At 65.5% G+C, this 15,937-nt stretch carries 16 protein-coding genes; 10 read left to right on the top strand and 6 right to left on the bottom strand.

Annotated elements, in window-relative coordinates; genetic code table 11:
* Positions 1 to 234 precede the first annotated feature (234 nt).
* From J6595_RS17835 to J6595_RS17825, 3 genes are all read left to right on the top strand, one after another.
* The gene (locus tag J6595_RS17835) at positions 235 to 753 is read left to right on the top strand and encodes a MarR family winged helix-turn-helix transcriptional regulator (protein ID WP_209596250.1); all 519 of its coding nucleotides are present in this window, start codon (positions 235 to 237) and stop codon (positions 751 to 753) included.
* 371 nt (positions 754 to 1,124) lie between these two features.
* Positions 1,125 to 2,396 (top strand): multidrug effflux MFS transporter, encoded by a 1,272-nt coding sequence (locus J6595_RS17830; RefSeq protein ID WP_209596247.1) that lies wholly within the window; start codon positions 1,125 to 1,127, stop codon positions 2,394 to 2,396.
* 92 nt (positions 2,397 to 2,488) lie between these two features.
* Positions 2,489 to 3,583, top strand: coding sequence for a D-alanine--D-alanine ligase family protein (locus J6595_RS17825; protein WP_209596245.1), 1,095 nt, complete (start codon positions 2,489 to 2,491; stop codon positions 3,581 to 3,583).
* 92 nt (positions 3,584 to 3,675) lie between these two features.
* Here J6595_RS17825 and J6595_RS17820 read toward each other — a convergent pair whose 3' ends face one another.
* Positions 3,676 to 4,290 (bottom strand): glutathione S-transferase family protein, encoded by a 615-nt coding sequence (locus J6595_RS17820; RefSeq protein ID WP_209596243.1) that lies wholly within the window; start codon positions 4,288 to 4,290, stop codon positions 3,676 to 3,678.
* A 177-nt stretch (positions 4,291 to 4,467) separates the two neighbouring features.
* Between J6595_RS17820 and J6595_RS17815 the strand changes: the two genes are divergently transcribed.
* Positions 4,468 to 5,664 (top strand): winged helix-turn-helix domain-containing protein, encoded by a 1,197-nt coding sequence (locus J6595_RS17815; protein ID WP_209596241.1) that lies wholly within the window; start codon positions 4,468 to 4,470, stop codon positions 5,662 to 5,664.
* A 531-nt stretch (positions 5,665 to 6,195) separates the two neighbouring features.
* On the opposite strand, the gene J6595_RS17810 is transcribed toward J6595_RS17815, so the two are convergent.
* Both J6595_RS17810 and J6595_RS17805 read right to left on the bottom strand, forming a co-directional pair.
* The gene (locus tag J6595_RS17810) at positions 6,196 to 6,579 is read right to left on the bottom strand and encodes a VOC family protein (RefSeq protein WP_209596238.1); all 384 of its coding nucleotides are present in this window, start codon (positions 6,577 to 6,579) and stop codon (positions 6,196 to 6,198) included.
* Between the two features lie 40 nt (positions 6,580 to 6,619).
* Complete coding sequence (locus J6595_RS17805) at positions 6,620 to 7,429, bottom strand: SDR family NAD(P)-dependent oxidoreductase (protein WP_209596236.1); 810 nt, start codon at positions 7,427 to 7,429, stop codon at positions 6,620 to 6,622.
* A gap of 45 nt (positions 7,430 to 7,474) precedes the next feature.
* Between J6595_RS17805 and J6595_RS17800 the strand changes: the two genes are divergently transcribed.
* On the top strand, positions 7,475 to 7,858 hold the full coding sequence (locus J6595_RS17800; protein ID WP_209596234.1) for a winged helix-turn-helix transcriptional regulator: 384 nt from the start codon (positions 7,475 to 7,477) through the stop codon (positions 7,856 to 7,858).
* A gap of 239 nt (positions 7,859 to 8,097) precedes the next feature.
* Here J6595_RS17800 and J6595_RS17795 read toward each other — a convergent pair whose 3' ends face one another.
* Together J6595_RS17795 and odc2 are read right to left on the bottom strand one after the other, a co-directional pair.
* Positions 8,098 to 8,691: a GNAT family N-acetyltransferase gene (locus tag J6595_RS17795; RefSeq protein ID WP_209596232.1), complete on the bottom strand. Its 594-nt coding sequence runs from the start codon at positions 8,689 to 8,691 to the stop codon at positions 8,098 to 8,100.
* 202 nt (positions 8,692 to 8,893) lie between these two features.
* Positions 8,894 to 10,027: an ornithine/lysine decarboxylase gene (gene odc2, locus J6595_RS17790; RefSeq protein WP_209596230.1), complete on the bottom strand. Its 1,134-nt coding sequence runs from the start codon at positions 10,025 to 10,027 to the stop codon at positions 8,894 to 8,896.
* Between the two features lie 526 nt (positions 10,028 to 10,553).
* Between odc2 and J6595_RS17785 the strand changes: the two genes are divergently transcribed.
* From J6595_RS17785 to J6595_RS17765, 5 genes are all read left to right on the top strand, one after another.
* Positions 10,554 to 11,519 carry a LysR family transcriptional regulator gene (locus J6595_RS17785; protein WP_209596228.1) on the top strand — a complete coding sequence of 322 codons (966 nt, stop codon included), beginning with the start codon at positions 10,554 to 10,556 and terminating at the stop codon, positions 11,517 to 11,519.
* Positions 11,520 to 11,612: 93 nt separating this feature from the next.
* Positions 11,613 to 12,020, top strand: a complete 408-nt coding sequence (locus J6595_RS17780; protein WP_209596226.1) for a DM13 domain-containing protein — start codon at positions 11,613 to 11,615, stop codon at positions 12,018 to 12,020.
* Positions 12,021 to 12,243: 223 nt separating this feature from the next.
* Positions 12,244 to 12,756, top strand: coding sequence for a L,D-transpeptidase (locus J6595_RS17775; protein WP_209596224.1), 513 nt, complete (start codon positions 12,244 to 12,246; stop codon positions 12,754 to 12,756).
* A 255-nt stretch (positions 12,757 to 13,011) separates the two neighbouring features.
* On the top strand, positions 13,012 to 13,686 hold the full coding sequence (locus tag J6595_RS17770) for a DUF1007 family protein (protein ID WP_425342170.1): 675 nt from the start codon (positions 13,012 to 13,014) through the stop codon (positions 13,684 to 13,686).
* Positions 13,668 to 14,855: a nickel/cobalt transporter gene (locus J6595_RS17765; RefSeq protein ID WP_209596221.1), complete on the top strand. Its 1,188-nt coding sequence runs from the start codon at positions 13,668 to 13,670 to the stop codon at positions 14,853 to 14,855. The genes J6595_RS17770 and J6595_RS17765 overlap by 19 nt, the downstream gene beginning before the upstream one ends.
* 31 nt (positions 14,856 to 14,886) lie before the next feature.
* Here the strand turns inward: J6595_RS17765 and J6595_RS17760 are convergent, their stop codons facing one another.
* A complete protein-coding gene (locus J6595_RS17760; RefSeq protein ID WP_209596219.1) occupies positions 14,887 to 15,642 on the bottom strand; it encodes a gamma-glutamyl-gamma-aminobutyrate hydrolase family protein in 756 nt (251 codons plus the stop codon).
* Positions 15,643 to 15,937 lie beyond the last annotated feature (295 nt).

Raw genomic sequence — 15,937 nt, 5'->3', positions numbered from 1 at the left:
TAGGCGGCTGATTATTGATGCATCTACAACCGAATTCCAGCGTATGCTAAAATCTACTGTAAAGATCATCTTTGAATTGGCCGCAAAACCGTGTGTCATAACGACGCATTGAGGCGTTAATTGACTGTGAAAGTAATGCGTCAGGACTGCCGTAGGTGTATGACGGCCGTGGTACACGCTGTTCAAGAGTCAGTTGCGACACACTGGCTAAATCCGTCGATTGAAGGTCGATAAATGCAAAAATTAGCCTCGAGCAATTCCCTCGGTTTCCTGTTGGTCGACGTTGCCCGCCTGTTTCGACAGGAATTCGAAAGGGCCGTCGTCGAGGCGGGCCTCACGCTCACGCCAGGCGAAATCCGGGCGTTGATTTACGTCTGGCGTTTCGAGGGCTCGCGTCAGGCGGTTCTTGCCGAGCGCATGGGGGTCGAGCCGATGACGATGTCGGCTTATCTCGACCGGCTCGAGGGGCGCGGGCTTGTCCAGCGCGCCGTGGACAAGAACGACCGGCGCGCGAAAGTCGTCAGCACGACGGACGCAGCGACGTCCGTGTTCGAAGAGATCGAGCCGCTTGCCAATAGCATGTACGAGAAGCTGGTCGGCGGTTTCAGCGACGAGGAGCGTCAGGTCGTCAACAATCTCCTGATTCGGATCCGGCAGAATCTGACGGCCGACCTGCAGACCATCGGCGAGGGCAAGTTCTCCGTGCCGAGCGACGCTGCGCGATCCGAGACCGGAATGTATCGCAGCCTTTGAACGCATCCGCAGATCCTCGTGGCTCATCGCCGCGAGGGCTGCCGGCCGTAACGAAGAGGCCCGGGTGCCTGGCATGATGGCGGTCACGGGCGCTCAGCACGCGGCGTTGGTCTGATCTCGGAGCGGCGCGACCGATGGACCGGCTCCTTCGGACTTCATATCAAGTCCGAAGCATTCTCGATTACCGGCTGCCGAGCGCCGCGCGTGCCATCGAGCACCGGCCGGTCCGACAGGCGAAGTCAGCGCGCCCCGCTCGATCGCTGCGAGCCACTGTGCTTTCGCGTCGGATCAGAATCCCATAAGGAAGGGTGAATGTCGCCACCCGCCCCAGGGAACCCCCCGTGTCCGCGCCACCATCGACAGACCGCCGCATGTCCGAGAGGCGGACCAGCCTGATCGGCGGATGCCTCGTCGCCATCGGGCCGATTTCTCTGGCGCTCTATACGCCCGCGATGCCGACGCTGGTGCTCGAGTTCGGCACGACCGAAGCCTTGGTCAAGCTCTCGCTGGCGGTCTATTTCGCCGGTTTCGCCTTCACCCAGCTCATCTGCGGGCCGCTGTCCGACGCCTTCGGCAGGCGGATCACGACCATTGTCTTCATGGTGATCTATCTCGCGGGCTCGATGCTGGCTGTCTTCGCCCCCACCATCGACCTTCTCGTCGCGGCGCGTCTGTTGCAGGGCATCGGCGCATCGGTCGGCGTTGCGACGGCCCGGGCGATCGTTCGCGATCAGTTCGTCGGCGAGACCTCTTCGCGAATCATGAACACGATCGGCATCATTCTGGCCATCGGCCCGGCGGTGTCGCCGACGATCGGCGGGTTGATGCTTGAACTTTCGGGCTGGTACTCGCTGTTCCTGATGATGGCCGGATTCGGCCTGGCGGTGATCGCCGTGACAGTCGGCGCGATGCGCGAGACGATCATTCCGGACCCGTCGCGGATCCGGCCGAAGGCCATTCTGAAGGCCTATGGCGAGCTTTCCACGAACCGCCATTTTCTGGCGACGAGCCTGACCGTGGCCGGCTCGGTCGGCGCGCTCTATACGCTTGCGACGGTTCTGCCCTTCGTTCTGATCGACGTCGCCGGACTGACGCCGACGCAATACGGCATCGGCATGCTGGCCCAGTCGGGCAGCTACCTGTCCGGTTCCGTCGCGGCGCGGTTCCTGATGGCGCGTTTCGGCGCCTTTCGCCTAGTCCCGGTCGGTCTTGCCCTGATCGGCATCGGCGCGGCGGCAATGGCCGTCTCGATCCAGTTCCTGCCGATCACCTACCTGTCGATCATGGCGCCGGTTGCCTTCTATGCCTTCGGCATCGCGCTCGTCATGCCTGCCATGACCACCGCCGCTCTGGCGCCGTTCCCGCATATGGCGGGCGCAGCGTCCGCGATGATGGGCTTCATTCAGATGGGCTCCGGCCTCCTCGGCGGAGTGATCTGCGCCCTGATCGGAGAGCCGGTCCTGGCGACGCAGATCGTCATTCCGGGCCTCGGCCTCGTCGCCATCGGCTCCTATCTCGTCTATCGGAGCCATCCGCATCTGGCCGAGCCCGAGCCCCTGCCGGAGGTGCCCGCGCCGTCGCTGATCCGCGAGGGCCGGGGCAGGGGAACGGCCGAGGACCGCGCCGAAGAATTGTCCGGATGACGGGTTTCCTGGTCGCGTTTCGCCAAAGCCGCCGATAACCTCGGCCCGGCGCCACCGCGACGGCGCGCGCCGACGACAAGAGGAGAGCCGCCATGTCATCGACGCCAGACCGCCTGAGGATCGCCGTCCTGTTCGGTGGGCGCTCTCCCGAGCACGAGGTCTCGCTCCGCTCGGCTCAGAACGTCATGGAGGCACTCGATCCGGCGCAATACGACCCGGTTCCGGTCTTCGTGACGCGTGATGGGCGCTGGCTCATCTCGAGCTTCGAGGACGGCCGGCTCGCAACGCCCGCCCATGGCACCGAACTCTGCCTGATGCCGGGCGGGCGCGGGCGGGCAATCGGCATTGACGAGCATGGCTCGGCGCGGCCGCTGGCGAAGATCGACGTGGTCTTCCCGGTCCTGCACGGTCTGCCCGGCGAGGACGGGGCCGCGCAGGGGCTGTGCGAGGTGGCAATGGTGCCGCTTGCCGGCTGCGGTATCCTCGGCTCCGCGACGGCCCTCGACAAGGACATCGCCAAGCGGCTGCTTCGCGACGCCGGCATTCCGGTGGCGCGGTGGATGACGATCCGAGCCGACGCGCCGCCGAGCTTTGCCGCACTGGAAGCCGAGCTCGGCCTGCCGGTCTTCATCAAGCCGGCGCGACAGGGCTCCTCCGTCGGGGTCAGCAGGGTCTCCGCGTCGCAGGAGCTGGCCGGCGCCTGCGAAGAAGGTTTCCGGCACGATCGCAAACTCCTCGCCGAGGAGTTCGTCGCCGGGCGCGAGATCGAATTCGCCGTGCTCGAAAATCCCGACGGCAGCCTGTTCGTCTCGCGGCCGGGCGAGATCGTGCCGGCGGAGATGCACGGCTTCTACAGCTACGACGCCAAATACGTCGACGCCGCTGGCGCCGCTCTGATCGTGCCGGCCGAGCTTCCCGAGACGGTCGAGGCGACGCTGAAGGATTTCGCGGCGCGGGCCTTCCGGGCGCTCGGCTGCGATGGCATGGCCCGCGTCGACTTCTTCGTCACGCCAGACGGGCGGTTTCTGGTCAACGAGCTCAACACCATTCCCGGCTTCACCGACATCAGCATGTACGCCAAGGTCATGGCGGCGAGCGGCGTGCCCTATCCGCAGGTGATCGACCGGCTGGTGGCGCACGGCCTGAGGCGCGCCGGGGTGGACGGCGCGATTCACGCCGGGGCCTGATGGACAGGCGCGACCGCCGAGGTCGCGATCGCCGCCGGGAGAGGGAGATCAGCTCGCGTTGATGCGGCCAGCCCGAGCGTGCCGGGGGCGGTTCAGGCCGCTGGCATGATCGGCCCGGTCTTTTGCAGCGCCCGCTTGAGGGCGGGCGTCTCTCGCAGCCGGTGCCAGTAGTCCGTGACGACGGGCCAGTCGCCGACGACGCCGGAGAGTTCGGCCATCGCCAGGAGATAGGAAAGCTGGATGTCGGCGAGGGTGAGGGCTTGGCCCATCAGATACGGTCGGTCCTCGAGCGACCCGGTCAGATAATGGAAATGGGTGCCGAGCTCCTCGCCCATGCGCGGCTCGAGATCGGTGCCGTTGCGCTTCGCCCAGAAGGCCGCGGCGATCGGGCGGGCGAGGGTGCCCTCGGCATAGTCCAGCCACTCGTCATGCAGTGCTGCGTCATTGCTGCCGACAGGCGGCGAGAACCGGCCATCGCCATAGCGCCCGTCGATATAGCGCAGGATCGCCGCCGACTCGCCGAGAGTGAGATCGCCGTCGACGATCACCGGCGACTTGCCGAGCGGATGGATGGTTTTCAGCTGAGGCGGCGCGCGATAGGCCTCGGTGCGCTCATAGCGGACGACCTCATAGGGGTGGCCGATCTCCTCGAGCAGCCAGACGATGCGCATGGCGCGGGAATAAGCGAGGCTGTGGACGGTGAGCATGGGGCATGTTTCCCTCGGCTGAGATGTTTTCAGCGATGAAGGATAGGTGGTAGGCCGGCCGGGGCGAGGCCAAGACGCCGGCTTGCGAAAAACCGACGCGCGGCACCTCGTCGGGACGGCCGCAACGGCGCGTCATCGGGCGCTATTGGACGGCGTCGCGGAACGGGGGGAGGCGACTTGGCGGTGGAAATTTCTGCGTCGGAGGCAAGGCGGATCGCACTGACTGCGCAAGGGTTCAACGGCCTCGATCGCGACGGGACCGCGAGCCTCGCAAAGCTGCGCCAGACGATATTCCGCCTTGGCCTCCTCCAGATCGACAGCGTCAACGTTCTCGTGCGCGCCCATTATCTGCCGCTGTTCTCGCGCCTCGGCGGCTACGATCGCTCGTTGCTCGACAAAATCATGGTGGAGCGACCGCGCCGCTTCTTCGAATATTGGGGCCATGAAGCCTCGCTCCTGCCGGTCGACTGCCAGCCGCTGCTGCGCTGGCGCATGGAGCGGGCGCGGGCCGGCAAGGGCGTCTGGGGCCGGCTCGAGCCCTTCGCGACGACGCGGCGAAGCGAGGCCGACGCGCTGCTCGAACGCATCGCGAATGAGGGCGCTTTAGCATCTTCCGACATTGCGGGCGCCGCGACGGAAAAGGGCATGTGGGTCTGGAGCGAGGCCAAGCACGCGCTCGAATGGCTGTTCTGGGCGGGGCTCGTCGCCTCGACCCACCGGCGCGGCAGCTTCGAGCGCGTCTACGACCTGCCCGAACGTGTGTTGCCGCGAAAGGTGCTGGAGGTGCCCACACCAGCGCCCGTCGACGCCCAGCGGCAACTGCTCGCCCTCGCAGCCCGCGCGCTCGGCATCGCGACGGCGGCGGACCTGCGCGACTATTACCGCTTGCCCGCCACCGATTTGGCCGAGCCGCTTCGGCAGCTCGTCGAGGACGGCACGCTGACGCCGGTCAAGGTCCGTGGCTGGCCGCAACAGGCCTATCTCCATGCGAGCGCCAAAGCCGGCCGCAAGCTTGCCGGCGCGGCTCTCCTCTCGCCCTTCGATCCGCTGATCTGGCACCGGCCGCGCACCGAGCGGCTGTTCGATTTCCGCTACCGCCTGGAGATCTACACGCCGCAGCACAAGCGCGAGCACGGCTATTACGTCCTGCCCTTCCTCCTCGACGGCGCCCTCGTCGCGCGGGTCGATCTCAAGGCCGACCGGCATAAAGGAACGCTGGTCGTTCAGCAGGCGAGCCTCGAACCGGGCGCGCCGGCGCATGCGGTGGAGGCGTTGCTAACGGAGCTGCGGCGGATGGCGGCGTGGCTGGAGTTGCCGAATGTGGACGCGTCACTCGTCGAAGAGATGGGGCGTCAGGCGCCGATGAATGGGTGAGAGCCTGCGGATCGGTCGGCTTGGGCTTTCGGGGCTGATCAGTGGGGACTGCATCTGTAGGATTTCGGCTCGTCGAAGCTGACGTCGCGCCCTTCGCGCCCCCCTCTGTCCTGCCGGACATCTCCCCCACGAGGGGGGAGATCGATCTCGCGCGCCTGGATCTGACCATCTTGAGACGGTGAGTCGGGCGCGAAGGTTGGGAGGCAAGCCGAGGCCGTCGAAGCGGCTGATCTCCCCCCTTGTGGGGGAGATGTCCGGCAGGACAGAGGGGGGCCGACAGGCGCAGGGCAACAAAGTGCGCCGAGCCGACGGTCCGCCAGAGCGCGAGAGACAAAACCGGGATGAACGGATGGGCCTAGAAATTTGCGATAGAATGCAATGAAAGTGTTTTAGAAACGAGAGTTCAAACGACCGGGATGGATGGAGAGCGGCCATTCGCGGTACCCCTAACCAAAGGCAGCTATGCGTCACGGAGCGGGCATTCGCTCTGGGTGCCTCCACGACGGCCTGATTGTCTGGAAAGCCCACCGCTTATGCAGGCCCCTGAAAAACCGCTTCCACGTTGTTTCCAGCCGGGTCGATGACGAAGGCGGCATAATAGGCTTCGTGATATTTCGGGCGTATGCCCGGTGCGCCGTTGTCCGTGCCGCCAGCAGCCAAGGCGGCCGCGTAAAAGGCCGATACCTCTTCGCGATCATTAGCGCGAAAGGCGATGTGCGCCGGGGTGGGCTCCGTCCCCTGCACGGCACCGAGGAAGAACTCGACGCGATCGCGACCAAAACCGGCGACGCCACCGTCCGGGCGATCGACGAGGAATTTCCTGTCTATGCCCAAGGGTGCGAGCGCTGCTTCATAGAAGCGCTGCATCTCTTCAAGCCGGGTGGTTCTGAGACTAAGATGATCAAAGATGCTCATGCTGCCAGTCCTTTCGATTTCCGGCCGTCACACGCTCGTTTCAGGTCGTCGGCAGCATTCCCCCGTCCAGACGGATGTTCGAACCGGTGATGTAGGCGGCGCGCGGACTGGCCAGAAAGGCGACGGCATCGGCGATCTCGTCCAGCGTGCCCACCCGTCCGACTGGAACCTGCGCAAAGAGCGGAAGGATCGCGGCCTCGACCTCGCCCCAAGATGCGTCTTGCGCCAGGCCTTTGCTCTCAGCGACCTCGCGAAACTTGCCGTCCAGCTTTTCACTGTGGATCGTGCCGGGAGAGACCGTGTTCACGGTCACGCCCTCGGCCGCCACCGCTTTGGCCATGGACGTGGACATTGCCAGCATCGCCGCTTTGGCGGCGGAGTAGTCCGGGTTCCGCGCGGGTGGCATCAAACCGGCAAGGCTGGAGATGTTGATGATCCGTCCCCACCGCTTACGACGCATTGCCGGCAGCAGGGCTTTTGCCATGCGCACGGCTGCCAGCACATTCGCATCGTAGCTTGCCGCCCAGGCTTCGGGGGCGGTCGTGCTCCAGTCGGAGGCGCCACCCGAGCCGCCGGCATTGTTGACGAGGATCTCGACATCTCCGGCGACGTTCCGCACTTGCCTCAGCATCGCATCGACCTGTTCGTCGTCGATGAGGTCGCCGGTCACCACATGCGCCGTCCCGCCCTCGTCCGCGATCTGCTTCGCCACGACGCGTGCCTTGTCAAAATCGCGTCCATGCACGATGACAGTCGCACCTTCCCGGGCCAGACCGCGGGCAATGCCGGCGCCGATGCCCTTGCTGCTTCCGGTGACGAGGGCGATCTTTTTGCCGAGCCGTAGATCCATGATCGGGCATCTCCTGTTGTGAGCCCGCGATGTAGGAGAGCCGCGATGGACACTGCAAGAACGCACCAAAAGGTGCCTGTCGGCGACCAGGATCGCCGCGCCTGCCTTGGACCGTATGGCGCGGTCGCACACGTGACCCGCTGCCTCAAGATGATCAGCGGGAGATGGAAGCTGGCGATCCTGTTTCGCCTTTACTCGGACGAGATGCTGCGAAGCCGGCAGCTTTTACGTGACATCCCCGACGTGTCGCAGAAAATGCTGACCCAGCACCTGCGCGAACTCGAGGCCGATGGACTGATCCAGCGGACGGACTTCGGCGAAATGCCGCCCCGGGTCGAATACCGCCTGACGGATCGTGGCGAGGCGCTGATGCCGGTCCTGCTTGCCGCACGCCAGTTCGCGGAGGACCATGAGAAGGCTACCAAGTGATGCGGCTCGGACCGCCATCCGTCTCTCCGCGCGTGGTCGAAATTACCTATTGAGGGAGCGCTCGAAGCTGTCCCCTAAGCCTCCATACGGTCCCCGGCTGCGCACCCTTCGAACGTCTTGTTTGGGTCGAAACCTGCCGAACGCCTTCCGGCCAAATATGAACGAGAATTGACAAATCTGTCGCAGACGCCCCGAGGCTGGTCCTCGGTATCCCCAAGGCCAGCCGTCGCTCGCTCACGTCACGCCGCCAGCCCCACCGCCGCCGTCTCCTCCAGCGCAAACCGCCCGGTCGGCGCGATGACACCCTGCGCGCCGTCCAGCGCTCCCTCGACGAGCTCCAGCGCAACGAGCCGCCGCGGCTCGAACGGGCCCGGCATGGCGAGACCGGCGGTCTTTTCTGCCAAAAATCCGAAGCGGGCGTAATATTCCGGGTCGCCGACGAGGATGATCGCGCCGTGGCCGTGCGCGGCGGCTTCGGCGATGGCGTGGCGCATCAACAGGCTGCCGAGGCCGGTGCCCTGCGTGTCGGGGGCGACGGCGAGGGGGCCGAGGAGGAGGGCGGGGACGGTCGCGCCGTCTTTGGAGCCGGCGGTGATATTCCACAGGCGGACGGTGCCGACCAGCGAGCCGTCCGGGCGCATGGCCGAGAAGGCGAGGCCCTCGGCGGGCAGGCGGCCGGCGCGGATCGCTTCTGAAGACTTGCGGGTGCGGCCCGGCCCCATGGCGGCGTCGAGAAGGGCCTCGCGCGCCGGGACGTGGGCGGCCGTCTCCTCGACGATGGCGGCGAAGGGGACGGCGTCGGCAAAGGCGGTGGCGGAAGCGAATGCGGTCATGAAAACCTCCCGGAAACGGAAAAGAGGAGGTTGATGAGACGCGTGCCGTGAGGGTTCTGGCGCGCGGGCGGACTGGCCCGGCGCCTTTGCCCCTGATTGCCCCGATGGGCCGGGGCTTAGAGGGGCGTTCCGCGCCGGAGCTGGAAGGGCGTTCGTCGCCCGTCCCGTCGTCGGATGATGGTTGCGGCCGTCATCGCCATCCTCAGATCACGTAGGACCGGAGCGGCTCGAAGCCGTTGAAGGCGACCGAGGCGTAGGTGGTCGTGTAGGCACCGGTGCCCTCGATCAGAAGCTCGTCGCCGACGGTCAGCGAGACCGGCAGCGGGTAGGGCGTCTTTTCATACATCACGTCGGCCGAATCGCAGGTCGGGCCGGCCAGCACGCAGGGCTCCATCGCGTCGCCGTCGCGCGGCGTGACGATCGGATAGCGGATCGCCTCGTCCATCGTCTCGGCGAGACCGCCGAACTTGCCGATGTCGAGGAAGACCCAGCGGTTCTCGTCGGTTGCCGACTTCTTCGAGACGAGGACGACCTCGGTCTTGATGACGCCGGCGTCGCCCACCATGCCGCGACCGGGCTCGATGATCGTCTCGGGCAGCTGGTTGCCGAAATGCTTGGTCAGGCTCTGGAAGATCGCCTGGCCATAGGCGGACGAGGCCGGAACGTCCTTGAGGTAGCGGGTCGGGAAACCGCCGCCCATATTGACGAGGGTGAGGACAATGCCCTTCTCGGCCAAGGCGTCGAAGACGAACTTGGCATCGGCGATCGCCGCGTCCCAGGCATTGGTGTCGGTCTGCTGCGAGCCGACATGGAAGGAGACGCCGGTCGCCTTGAGGCCGAGCCGGTTCGCCGCGACGAGGACGTCGACCGCCATCGCCGGAACGCAGCCGAACTTGCGCGACAGCGGCCACTCGGCGCCCTCGCCATTGGTGAGGACGCGGCAGAAGACGCGGGCGCCTGGGGCCGAACGCGCGATCTTCTCGACCTCCTCGACGCAGTCGACGGCAAAGAGCGAGACGCCGAGCGCATGGGCTTTGGCGACGTCGCGCTCCTTCTTGATGGTGTTGCCGTAGGAGATGCGCTGCGGCGTCACGCCGGCGTCGAGCGCCATCTCGATCTCGGCGACCGAGGCGCAGTCGAAGTTCGAGCCGAGCGAGGCCAGAAGCTTGAGGATCTCCGGGGCCGGATTGGCCTTCACCGCGTAGAAGATCGCGGAGTCGGGAAGCGCGCGCCGGAAGGCGCGGAAGTTCTCCTCGACGACGTCGAGATCGACGACGAGGCAGGGGCCGTCGGGACGGCGGGTGGCGAGGAAGTCGCTGATGCGCTGGGTGACCATGGGTGCCTCCGCGGGACCAGAAAAGGGTCGACAGGGAGCGTGCGCGAACTCGCTCCCGAGCGGCTTGAGGCCTAACGGAAGACGCAGTTTCGCGACGCGACTTGGTCGGAAACCCGCGCGACAAAACGCGAGCATTCCGCTTTCGTCTGCCATGGCTTGGAGGGCTTGAACCCGCCGCACTTCAGGCAAGGATGGTGTGCCTCTGCAGTATTCCCGGCTTTGGAGACCAGGAGAGACCAGAAAGGCCCGGACCGTCGTTGCTTCAAGGCGTCCTCGACATCGCGCGGCTCGCGAAATCGACTGGGTGTGTTACGTCCAGGTACCGTACCGGCTACCCTCGCATCTGAGGACCGGTGGACGCCCACAGGCACGTGCGACATGGGGCAAGCGGCGATGTATGCCGAGTTTTCGTCATACACAAGACCCAAAGCCGCCCCTGGTTGATTTTTTGACGCTGGCGTTGAAGGAAGGGAGACGGCTGCGGCAACGCCGCCACATCGGGTCAGGTTGGAGCAAGCTTTACGCCATGGACACACTGACCAGAATGCGGGCCTTTCTCGCCGTCATCGAGAATGAGGGCTTTTCGGCCGCGGCCCGCAAGACCGGGCGCTCGAAGGCGCTCCTGTCGAAATATGTGCGCGAGCTCGAGGACGAGCTGGGCGTCCTCCTGATCAATCGCACGACTCGCCAGATCGCATTGACCGCCGCCGGCGAGGTCTATGTCAGGCGGGCGGGCGTGATTCTGTCCGATCTCGAAAGTTTGAACGAGGAGGCTCGCGAGGCGACCGGCGAGGCCAAGGGCCGCATCCGCGTTTCGGCAGCGCGCACCTTCGGCGATGCCGAACTCGGCCACAGCCTCGTCGATTTCGCCAAGGCCTTTCCCGAGATCGCGCTCGACATCCATCTCGACGACAATTTCGTCAATCTGGTCGAGGAAGGCTTCGACGTCGCCATCCGCATGACGCGGCTGAACGATTCGGCGATGATCGCCCGGCGCCTCGCCTCGCTCGATTTCGTCATCGTCGCCAGCCCCGATCTCGTCGAACGGCTCGGCCGCCCGACTCATCCCAGCGACATCGTCGACTATCCGGCGGTGATCGATTCCAATTCCCGCATGTTTTCCAACTGGATGTTCAGGGATCCCCAGAGCCTGGAGCAGATCGCCGTCGCCGTGTCCGGCCAGTTCACGGCCAATAGCCCGGTCACGGTGCGGGCCGCCGCGCTTGCCGGTCTCGGCTTTGCGCTCAGCCCGTCCTTCGTCGTGCGCGAGGATCTGGAGAACGGCCGGCTGGTGACGGTGCTCGACGAATACATGTCGAGCGAGGCGGGCATCTATGCGGTGTTCCCCCATCGCCGCCACCTGCCGGCGCGGGTGCGCGTCTTCGTCGATTTCCTCGCCGAGTGGTTCAAGAAGTGCAACCGGCGCCAGATGGGCGAGGCGCCACGGAAATCCGGCGAAACCGAGCCGGCGCAATCTGACCGCGTCGCCTGAACGCGGCCCCTAAAAAACACGCCGACCCTGTTTCAAAAAGCAGCCGAGATGCGAATCTGACCTTGGGGCAACAAGGTCAGGAGCAACATCGTGATGGTCTCGACATTTCGCCATCGTCTATCACGTACCGCCGCAGCGGGTGTCATAGCAACATTCATCGTCGGTTCCGGGGCAGGCGCAAGCTTTGCCGAGACGCTGAAGAGCGGGCGCTTTGCCGGTGCCAGCGGTCATGCGGTCTCGGGCAGCGTCATCATCGAGCGTGAGGGGAACCGGACAGTTCTGCGCTTCGGCCCGGATTTTTCCTTCGACGGTGCCCCGGACCCGAAGATCGCCCTCGGCAAGGCCGGCTACGACCCGGCGACGCTGATGGGCCCGCTCAAAGCCGACAATGGCGGGCAGTCCTACGACGTTCCCGCAAGGCTCGATGTCGCCGCCTATGACGAGGTCTGGATCTGGTGCGAGGAATTCGCCGTGCCGCTGGCCATGGCGAAGATCGAGTAGGCGCGGCCGTCACGCCATTAGGTGTGTGGGCAAGCCGATGCTGTTGCAGCGACGAGGCGATCGTGCACGAAGCCGGACCGCCGTCTCTTCCCGGCATCACGTGACGATCAAAAGCGGGGGAGGGATCCGGCGGCGATTGAAGGCATTGCGAAAACATGGCTGAATTCCGGCTGGGTGCCGTCGTTTAACGCGGCGTTCAGTTCGAGTGTGCCAGAGTTGTTTCATGCGTCAGTTTCTCGCCTCCGCCATCCTTGCCCTCGCCCTTTCGACGGCGGCCGCAGCACCGGTGCTCGCCAAAAGCGGGCCACGCGAAACCACCATCGACGCGGCGGGCGCCCCTGGCTCGATCGTCATCAAGACCTCGGAGCGAAAGCTCTATCTCCTGACCGGCAACGGTCGGGCGCTACAATATGACATCGCCGTCGGCAAGCCGAGCGAGCAGTGGTTCGGCACGAGCTGGATTTCGATGAAACGGCCGAAGCCGACCTGGATCCCGACGCCGGACATGCGGGCGAAGAATCCCAGCCTGCCGCAGTTCGTCGGCCCCGGCCCGAAGAATCCGCTCGGCCAGCGGGCGATCAATCTCGGCTGGTCGACCTATCGCATTCACGGGACGAACTCGCCCCGTTCGATCGGCCGCGCCGCCTCCTCGGGCTGCTTCCGCATGCGAAACGCCGACGTCAAGGATCTCTACGAGCGCGTTCATGTCGGCGCGCAGGTCTATGTCGAGCGCTAGATGGGCGTTCGTGCGAATGGACGCACAAAGGACGCTCTGACTTCTTGAATCACCGCGCCGTGCTTTCCGAAAATCGAATCCGATTTTCGGACCGATGCTCGAGAAGGCCCGTCGCAGGTCGATCTCTCGCCGTCAGCCGGTTTTTGCCCGGCGCAAGCTTTCCTCGATAACTCACCGCGAAGAGCGGCCGAATTCAAACTTCGGCCATTCTTCTCGGCTTTGGCATCTTCCGGGGATGCAGAGAGGGGAGTGCCGGTGGGAAATCGTCTTGGGGCATTTTTTGCGAGCCTCGGTGGTCTGATCGCCATGCCGGCGGTCGCCTTCGCCCATCCGCATGTCTTCGTCGAACCCCATGTCGAGATCGTCGGCAACGCGAAAGGCCAGTTCACCGCCATTCGTAACGTCTGGCGGATGGACGAGTTGTTCTCCTCCTCGGTCGTCGTGGATTTCGACGCTAACGCCAACGGTATTCTCGATCCGGACGAACTCGACGCCGTCGGCGAGACGGTGCGCCAGTCGATCGCCGAGTGGAATTTCTATACCTTCGCCGAGATCGGCAGCGAGGACGTCAAGCTCGTGGCGCCGACCAAACTCCACACGCTCTTCGAGAACGGCCAGCTGATCTTCTTCTTCGAGATGCCGGTGAAGGAGCCGATCGACCTGACGCAGCACAAGGTCAAGGTGTCGAATTTCGACGACAGTTTCTTCGTCGCCTTCGACTTCAAGAACGCCGATGATTTCCAGCTGATCGACCTGCCGGCCGGTTGCACCAAGAAGCTGAACGTCCCCGACGAGGATGATGCGGCCAAGCAGTGGATGAACACGATCGCCGGCCTCGGCACCGATGAAGAGGTGCCGCAGGACCAGGCGAACGCCTATGCCGACATTCTCGCAACGAGGCTGGAGGTCGCATGCCTGCGCCCGAGCTGACCTTCGATCAGGCGCCTAGCCCGGCGAGGTTCATGGCGGGCGGGCATGGCTCGTCGGCAGCAGGGGCTCCCGGCGCGAGTGGTGTCGCGCGGCTCGGAGCCGGCTGTTGTCTGGCGATGGTTCTCGTCTGGCTTTCGGCAGAGCCGGCATTGGCCAGATCATCGATCGGCATCGGGACCTCGGATGCGATCACGGCGCCTGGCAACGGCATGTTCTCGGCCTTGTTCATCGAGATCGCCGCCCGCCAGCGCGAGTTCTTTTCGGCGCTTCGCAAGGCCCTCGTCGGGCTGAAGGCCGATGAGGGCGCGTTGCTCTTCCTCGTCGGCATCTCGTTCGCCTACGGCGTCTTCCATGCGGCGGGCCCGGGTCACGGCAAGGCGGTGATATCGTCCTACATGCTGGCGAGCCGGGCGGAGCTGAGGCGCGGGATCATGCTGGCCTTCGCGTCCTCGGCCATGCAGGCGGGAACGGCGATCTTGGTCGTCGGCGCCGGCTGGTATCTCTTGCGCGGCACCGGGATCGCGATGAGCGATGCCACCGACTGGCTGGAAATCGCCTCCTACGCTCTCGTCACCCTGTTCGGTGTCGCTTTGCTTGCGCGTGCCGTCACCAAGATCTGGCGACGATGGCAACCCGGCCTTCGCCGCTGGGCGCTGTCGCCTGCGCCGCGCGTGCATAGCGGCGGCGTGGTTGGGGCGCTGGCTTTTTCCACGCCGTCCCAATCGGCTCGCGGGCCATTGATGCCGCGTGCCGAGGCGTTGCCGAAAGACGTCGTCTGCGAGGAAGCGTTGGACGACTGCGGATGCGGCCGCCAGCATATCGCCAGCCCCGAGACCCTGCGACGGCCGCTCACGATCCGCACGGCGCTCGCCCTCATCGCCTCGGTCGGCCTGCGGCCCTGCGCGGGTGCGATCGTCGTCCTGACATTTGCTCTTTTGAACGAGCTCTATCTCGGCGGCCTCGTCTCGGTCTTTGCCATGGCGGCCGGAACGGCAATCACGGTCTCGGCTCTGGCGACCCTTGCCGTGGTCGCCAGAGGCGCGGTCGAGCGGGCGGGGCGCCATGCCCGCCGCGCCGCTCTCGTCGGCGTCGGGCTCGAAATCTCGGGCGCCGCGCTGCTGACCTTCATCGGCGTCGGTCTTCTCGGCGGGGCACTGTCGACGCTCTGACGAGGTCCCCCGTATCTGCCGATCGCCGCCTTCAGCCCCGCTGCTCGCGATAGGCCCGACAGGCGGCGCCGAAGGCCTCGAAGATCGCCGCCGATGGCGCGTCGCTTTCCGCCCAGAATTCCGGATGCCACTGAAGCCCGAGGGCGAAGGCTTTCGCGCCCGCGACGGAGACGGCTTCGATCGTGCCGTCCGGGGCGCTGGCCTCCACGACCAGACCGTCGCCGAGCCGGTCGATGGCCTGGCGGTGCAGCGAGTTCACCCGGATCGGCCCCGGGCCGACGATCGATGCGAGCAGCCCTCCTTCGGTGACCGCGACGTCGTGGCGGGTGGCATAGCGCTCGCGCTGGTCCTCATGGGTGATCGCGCGGTGGTCCATGCGGCCGGGGATTTCCTGGATCTCTGTCGCCAGCGTGCCGTGATGGGCGACGTTGAGCTCCTGGTGGCCGCGGCAGATGGCGAGAAGCGGCAAGCCGCGCTCGATGCTTTCGCCGATCAGGCGCTCGGTCAGCCGGTCACGATCGCGATCATAGGGTTCGAAGGACGGGCTCGGCGAAACGCCGAAGCGCTCCGGGTGAACGTTCGAGGCGGCGCCCGTCGTCAGGACGCCGTCGACGCGTTCGAGGATCACGGAAAGATCCATCTCGTCCGTCAGCGCGGGCACGATGACGGGGGTCGCGCCGGCGACGCGGATCAAGGCCTTGAGATAGGTGTCGGGGCTGGCGTGCCAGCGATAGTTCGAATGGTCGTGGACATCGGCCGGCACGGCGACGAGGATGGGAGAGGACATGGCAACCTTCAAAAACCGCCGCCGCCCGCGGGCGACCGGGACGGTCCACCGATGACACAGTCGGACCGGCCGTTAAAGTGGCCGTCGTCCCGCTTGAGCGGTCGGCGCCGGGCGCAAACTCCAGGGGTCCCTTAGAGAGCATTTTTATCTGGAGTGGCCGCGGCTTTGGGCACGGGGGTGCCCACTCGTTTTCGATGCCACCGATGGTCGATCGCATTTGGCCGCGACGGAGAGGCGCGATGCAACCGGCGCTGTCATTCCAAATGCCAATTCCACTTTCCCTGCCGATGCTTTA

Source organism: Jiella mangrovi (assembly GCF_017815135.1).
Taxonomy (GTDB): domain Bacteria; phylum Pseudomonadota; class Alphaproteobacteria; order Rhizobiales; family Rhizobiaceae; genus Jiella; species Jiella mangrovi.
This window is presented reverse-complemented; position numbering and strand designations above follow the sequence as displayed.

Bases quoted from the DNA above. Each gene is read 5' to 3' on its own strand.
- J6595_RS17835 (WP_209596250.1), top strand. From the start codon at position 235: ATGCAAAAATTAGCCTCGAGCAATTCCCTCGGTTTCCTGTTGGTCGAC.
- J6595_RS17830 (WP_209596247.1), top strand. From the start codon at position 1,125: ATGTCCGAGAGGCGGACCAGCCTGATCGGCGGATGCCTCGTCGCCATC.
- J6595_RS17825 (WP_209596245.1), top strand. From the start codon at position 2,489: ATGTCATCGACGCCAGACCGCCTGAGGATCGCCGTCCTGTTCGGTGGG.
- J6595_RS17820 (WP_209596243.1), bottom strand. From the start codon at position 4,290: ATGCTCACCGTCCACAGCCTCGCTTATTCCCGCGCCATGCGCATCGTC.
- J6595_RS17810 (WP_209596238.1), bottom strand. From the start codon at position 6,579: ATGAGCATCTTTGATCATCTTAGTCTCAGAACCACCCGGCTTGAAGAG.
- J6595_RS17805 (WP_209596236.1), bottom strand. From the start codon at position 7,429: ATGGATCTACGGCTCGGCAAAAAGATCGCCCTCGTCACCGGAAGCAGC.
- J6595_RS17800 (WP_209596234.1), top strand. From the start codon at position 7,475: ATGGACACTGCAAGAACGCACCAAAAGGTGCCTGTCGGCGACCAGGAT.
- J6595_RS17795 (WP_209596232.1), bottom strand. From the start codon at position 8,691: ATGACCGCATTCGCTTCCGCCACCGCCTTTGCCGACGCCGTCCCCTTC.
- odc2 (WP_209596230.1), bottom strand. From the start codon at position 10,027: ATGGTCACCCAGCGCATCAGCGACTTCCTCGCCACCCGCCGTCCCGAC.
- J6595_RS17785 (WP_209596228.1), top strand. From the start codon at position 10,554: ATGGACACACTGACCAGAATGCGGGCCTTTCTCGCCGTCATCGAGAAT.
- J6595_RS17780 (WP_209596226.1), top strand. From the start codon at position 11,613: ATGGTCTCGACATTTCGCCATCGTCTATCACGTACCGCCGCAGCGGGT.
- J6595_RS17775 (WP_209596224.1), top strand. From the start codon at position 12,244: ATGCGTCAGTTTCTCGCCTCCGCCATCCTTGCCCTCGCCCTTTCGACG.
- J6595_RS17765 (WP_209596221.1), top strand. From the start codon at position 13,668: ATGCCTGCGCCCGAGCTGACCTTCGATCAGGCGCCTAGCCCGGCGAGG.
- J6595_RS17760 (WP_209596219.1), bottom strand. From the start codon at position 15,642: ATGTCCTCTCCCATCCTCGTCGCCGTGCCGGCCGATGTCCACGACCAT.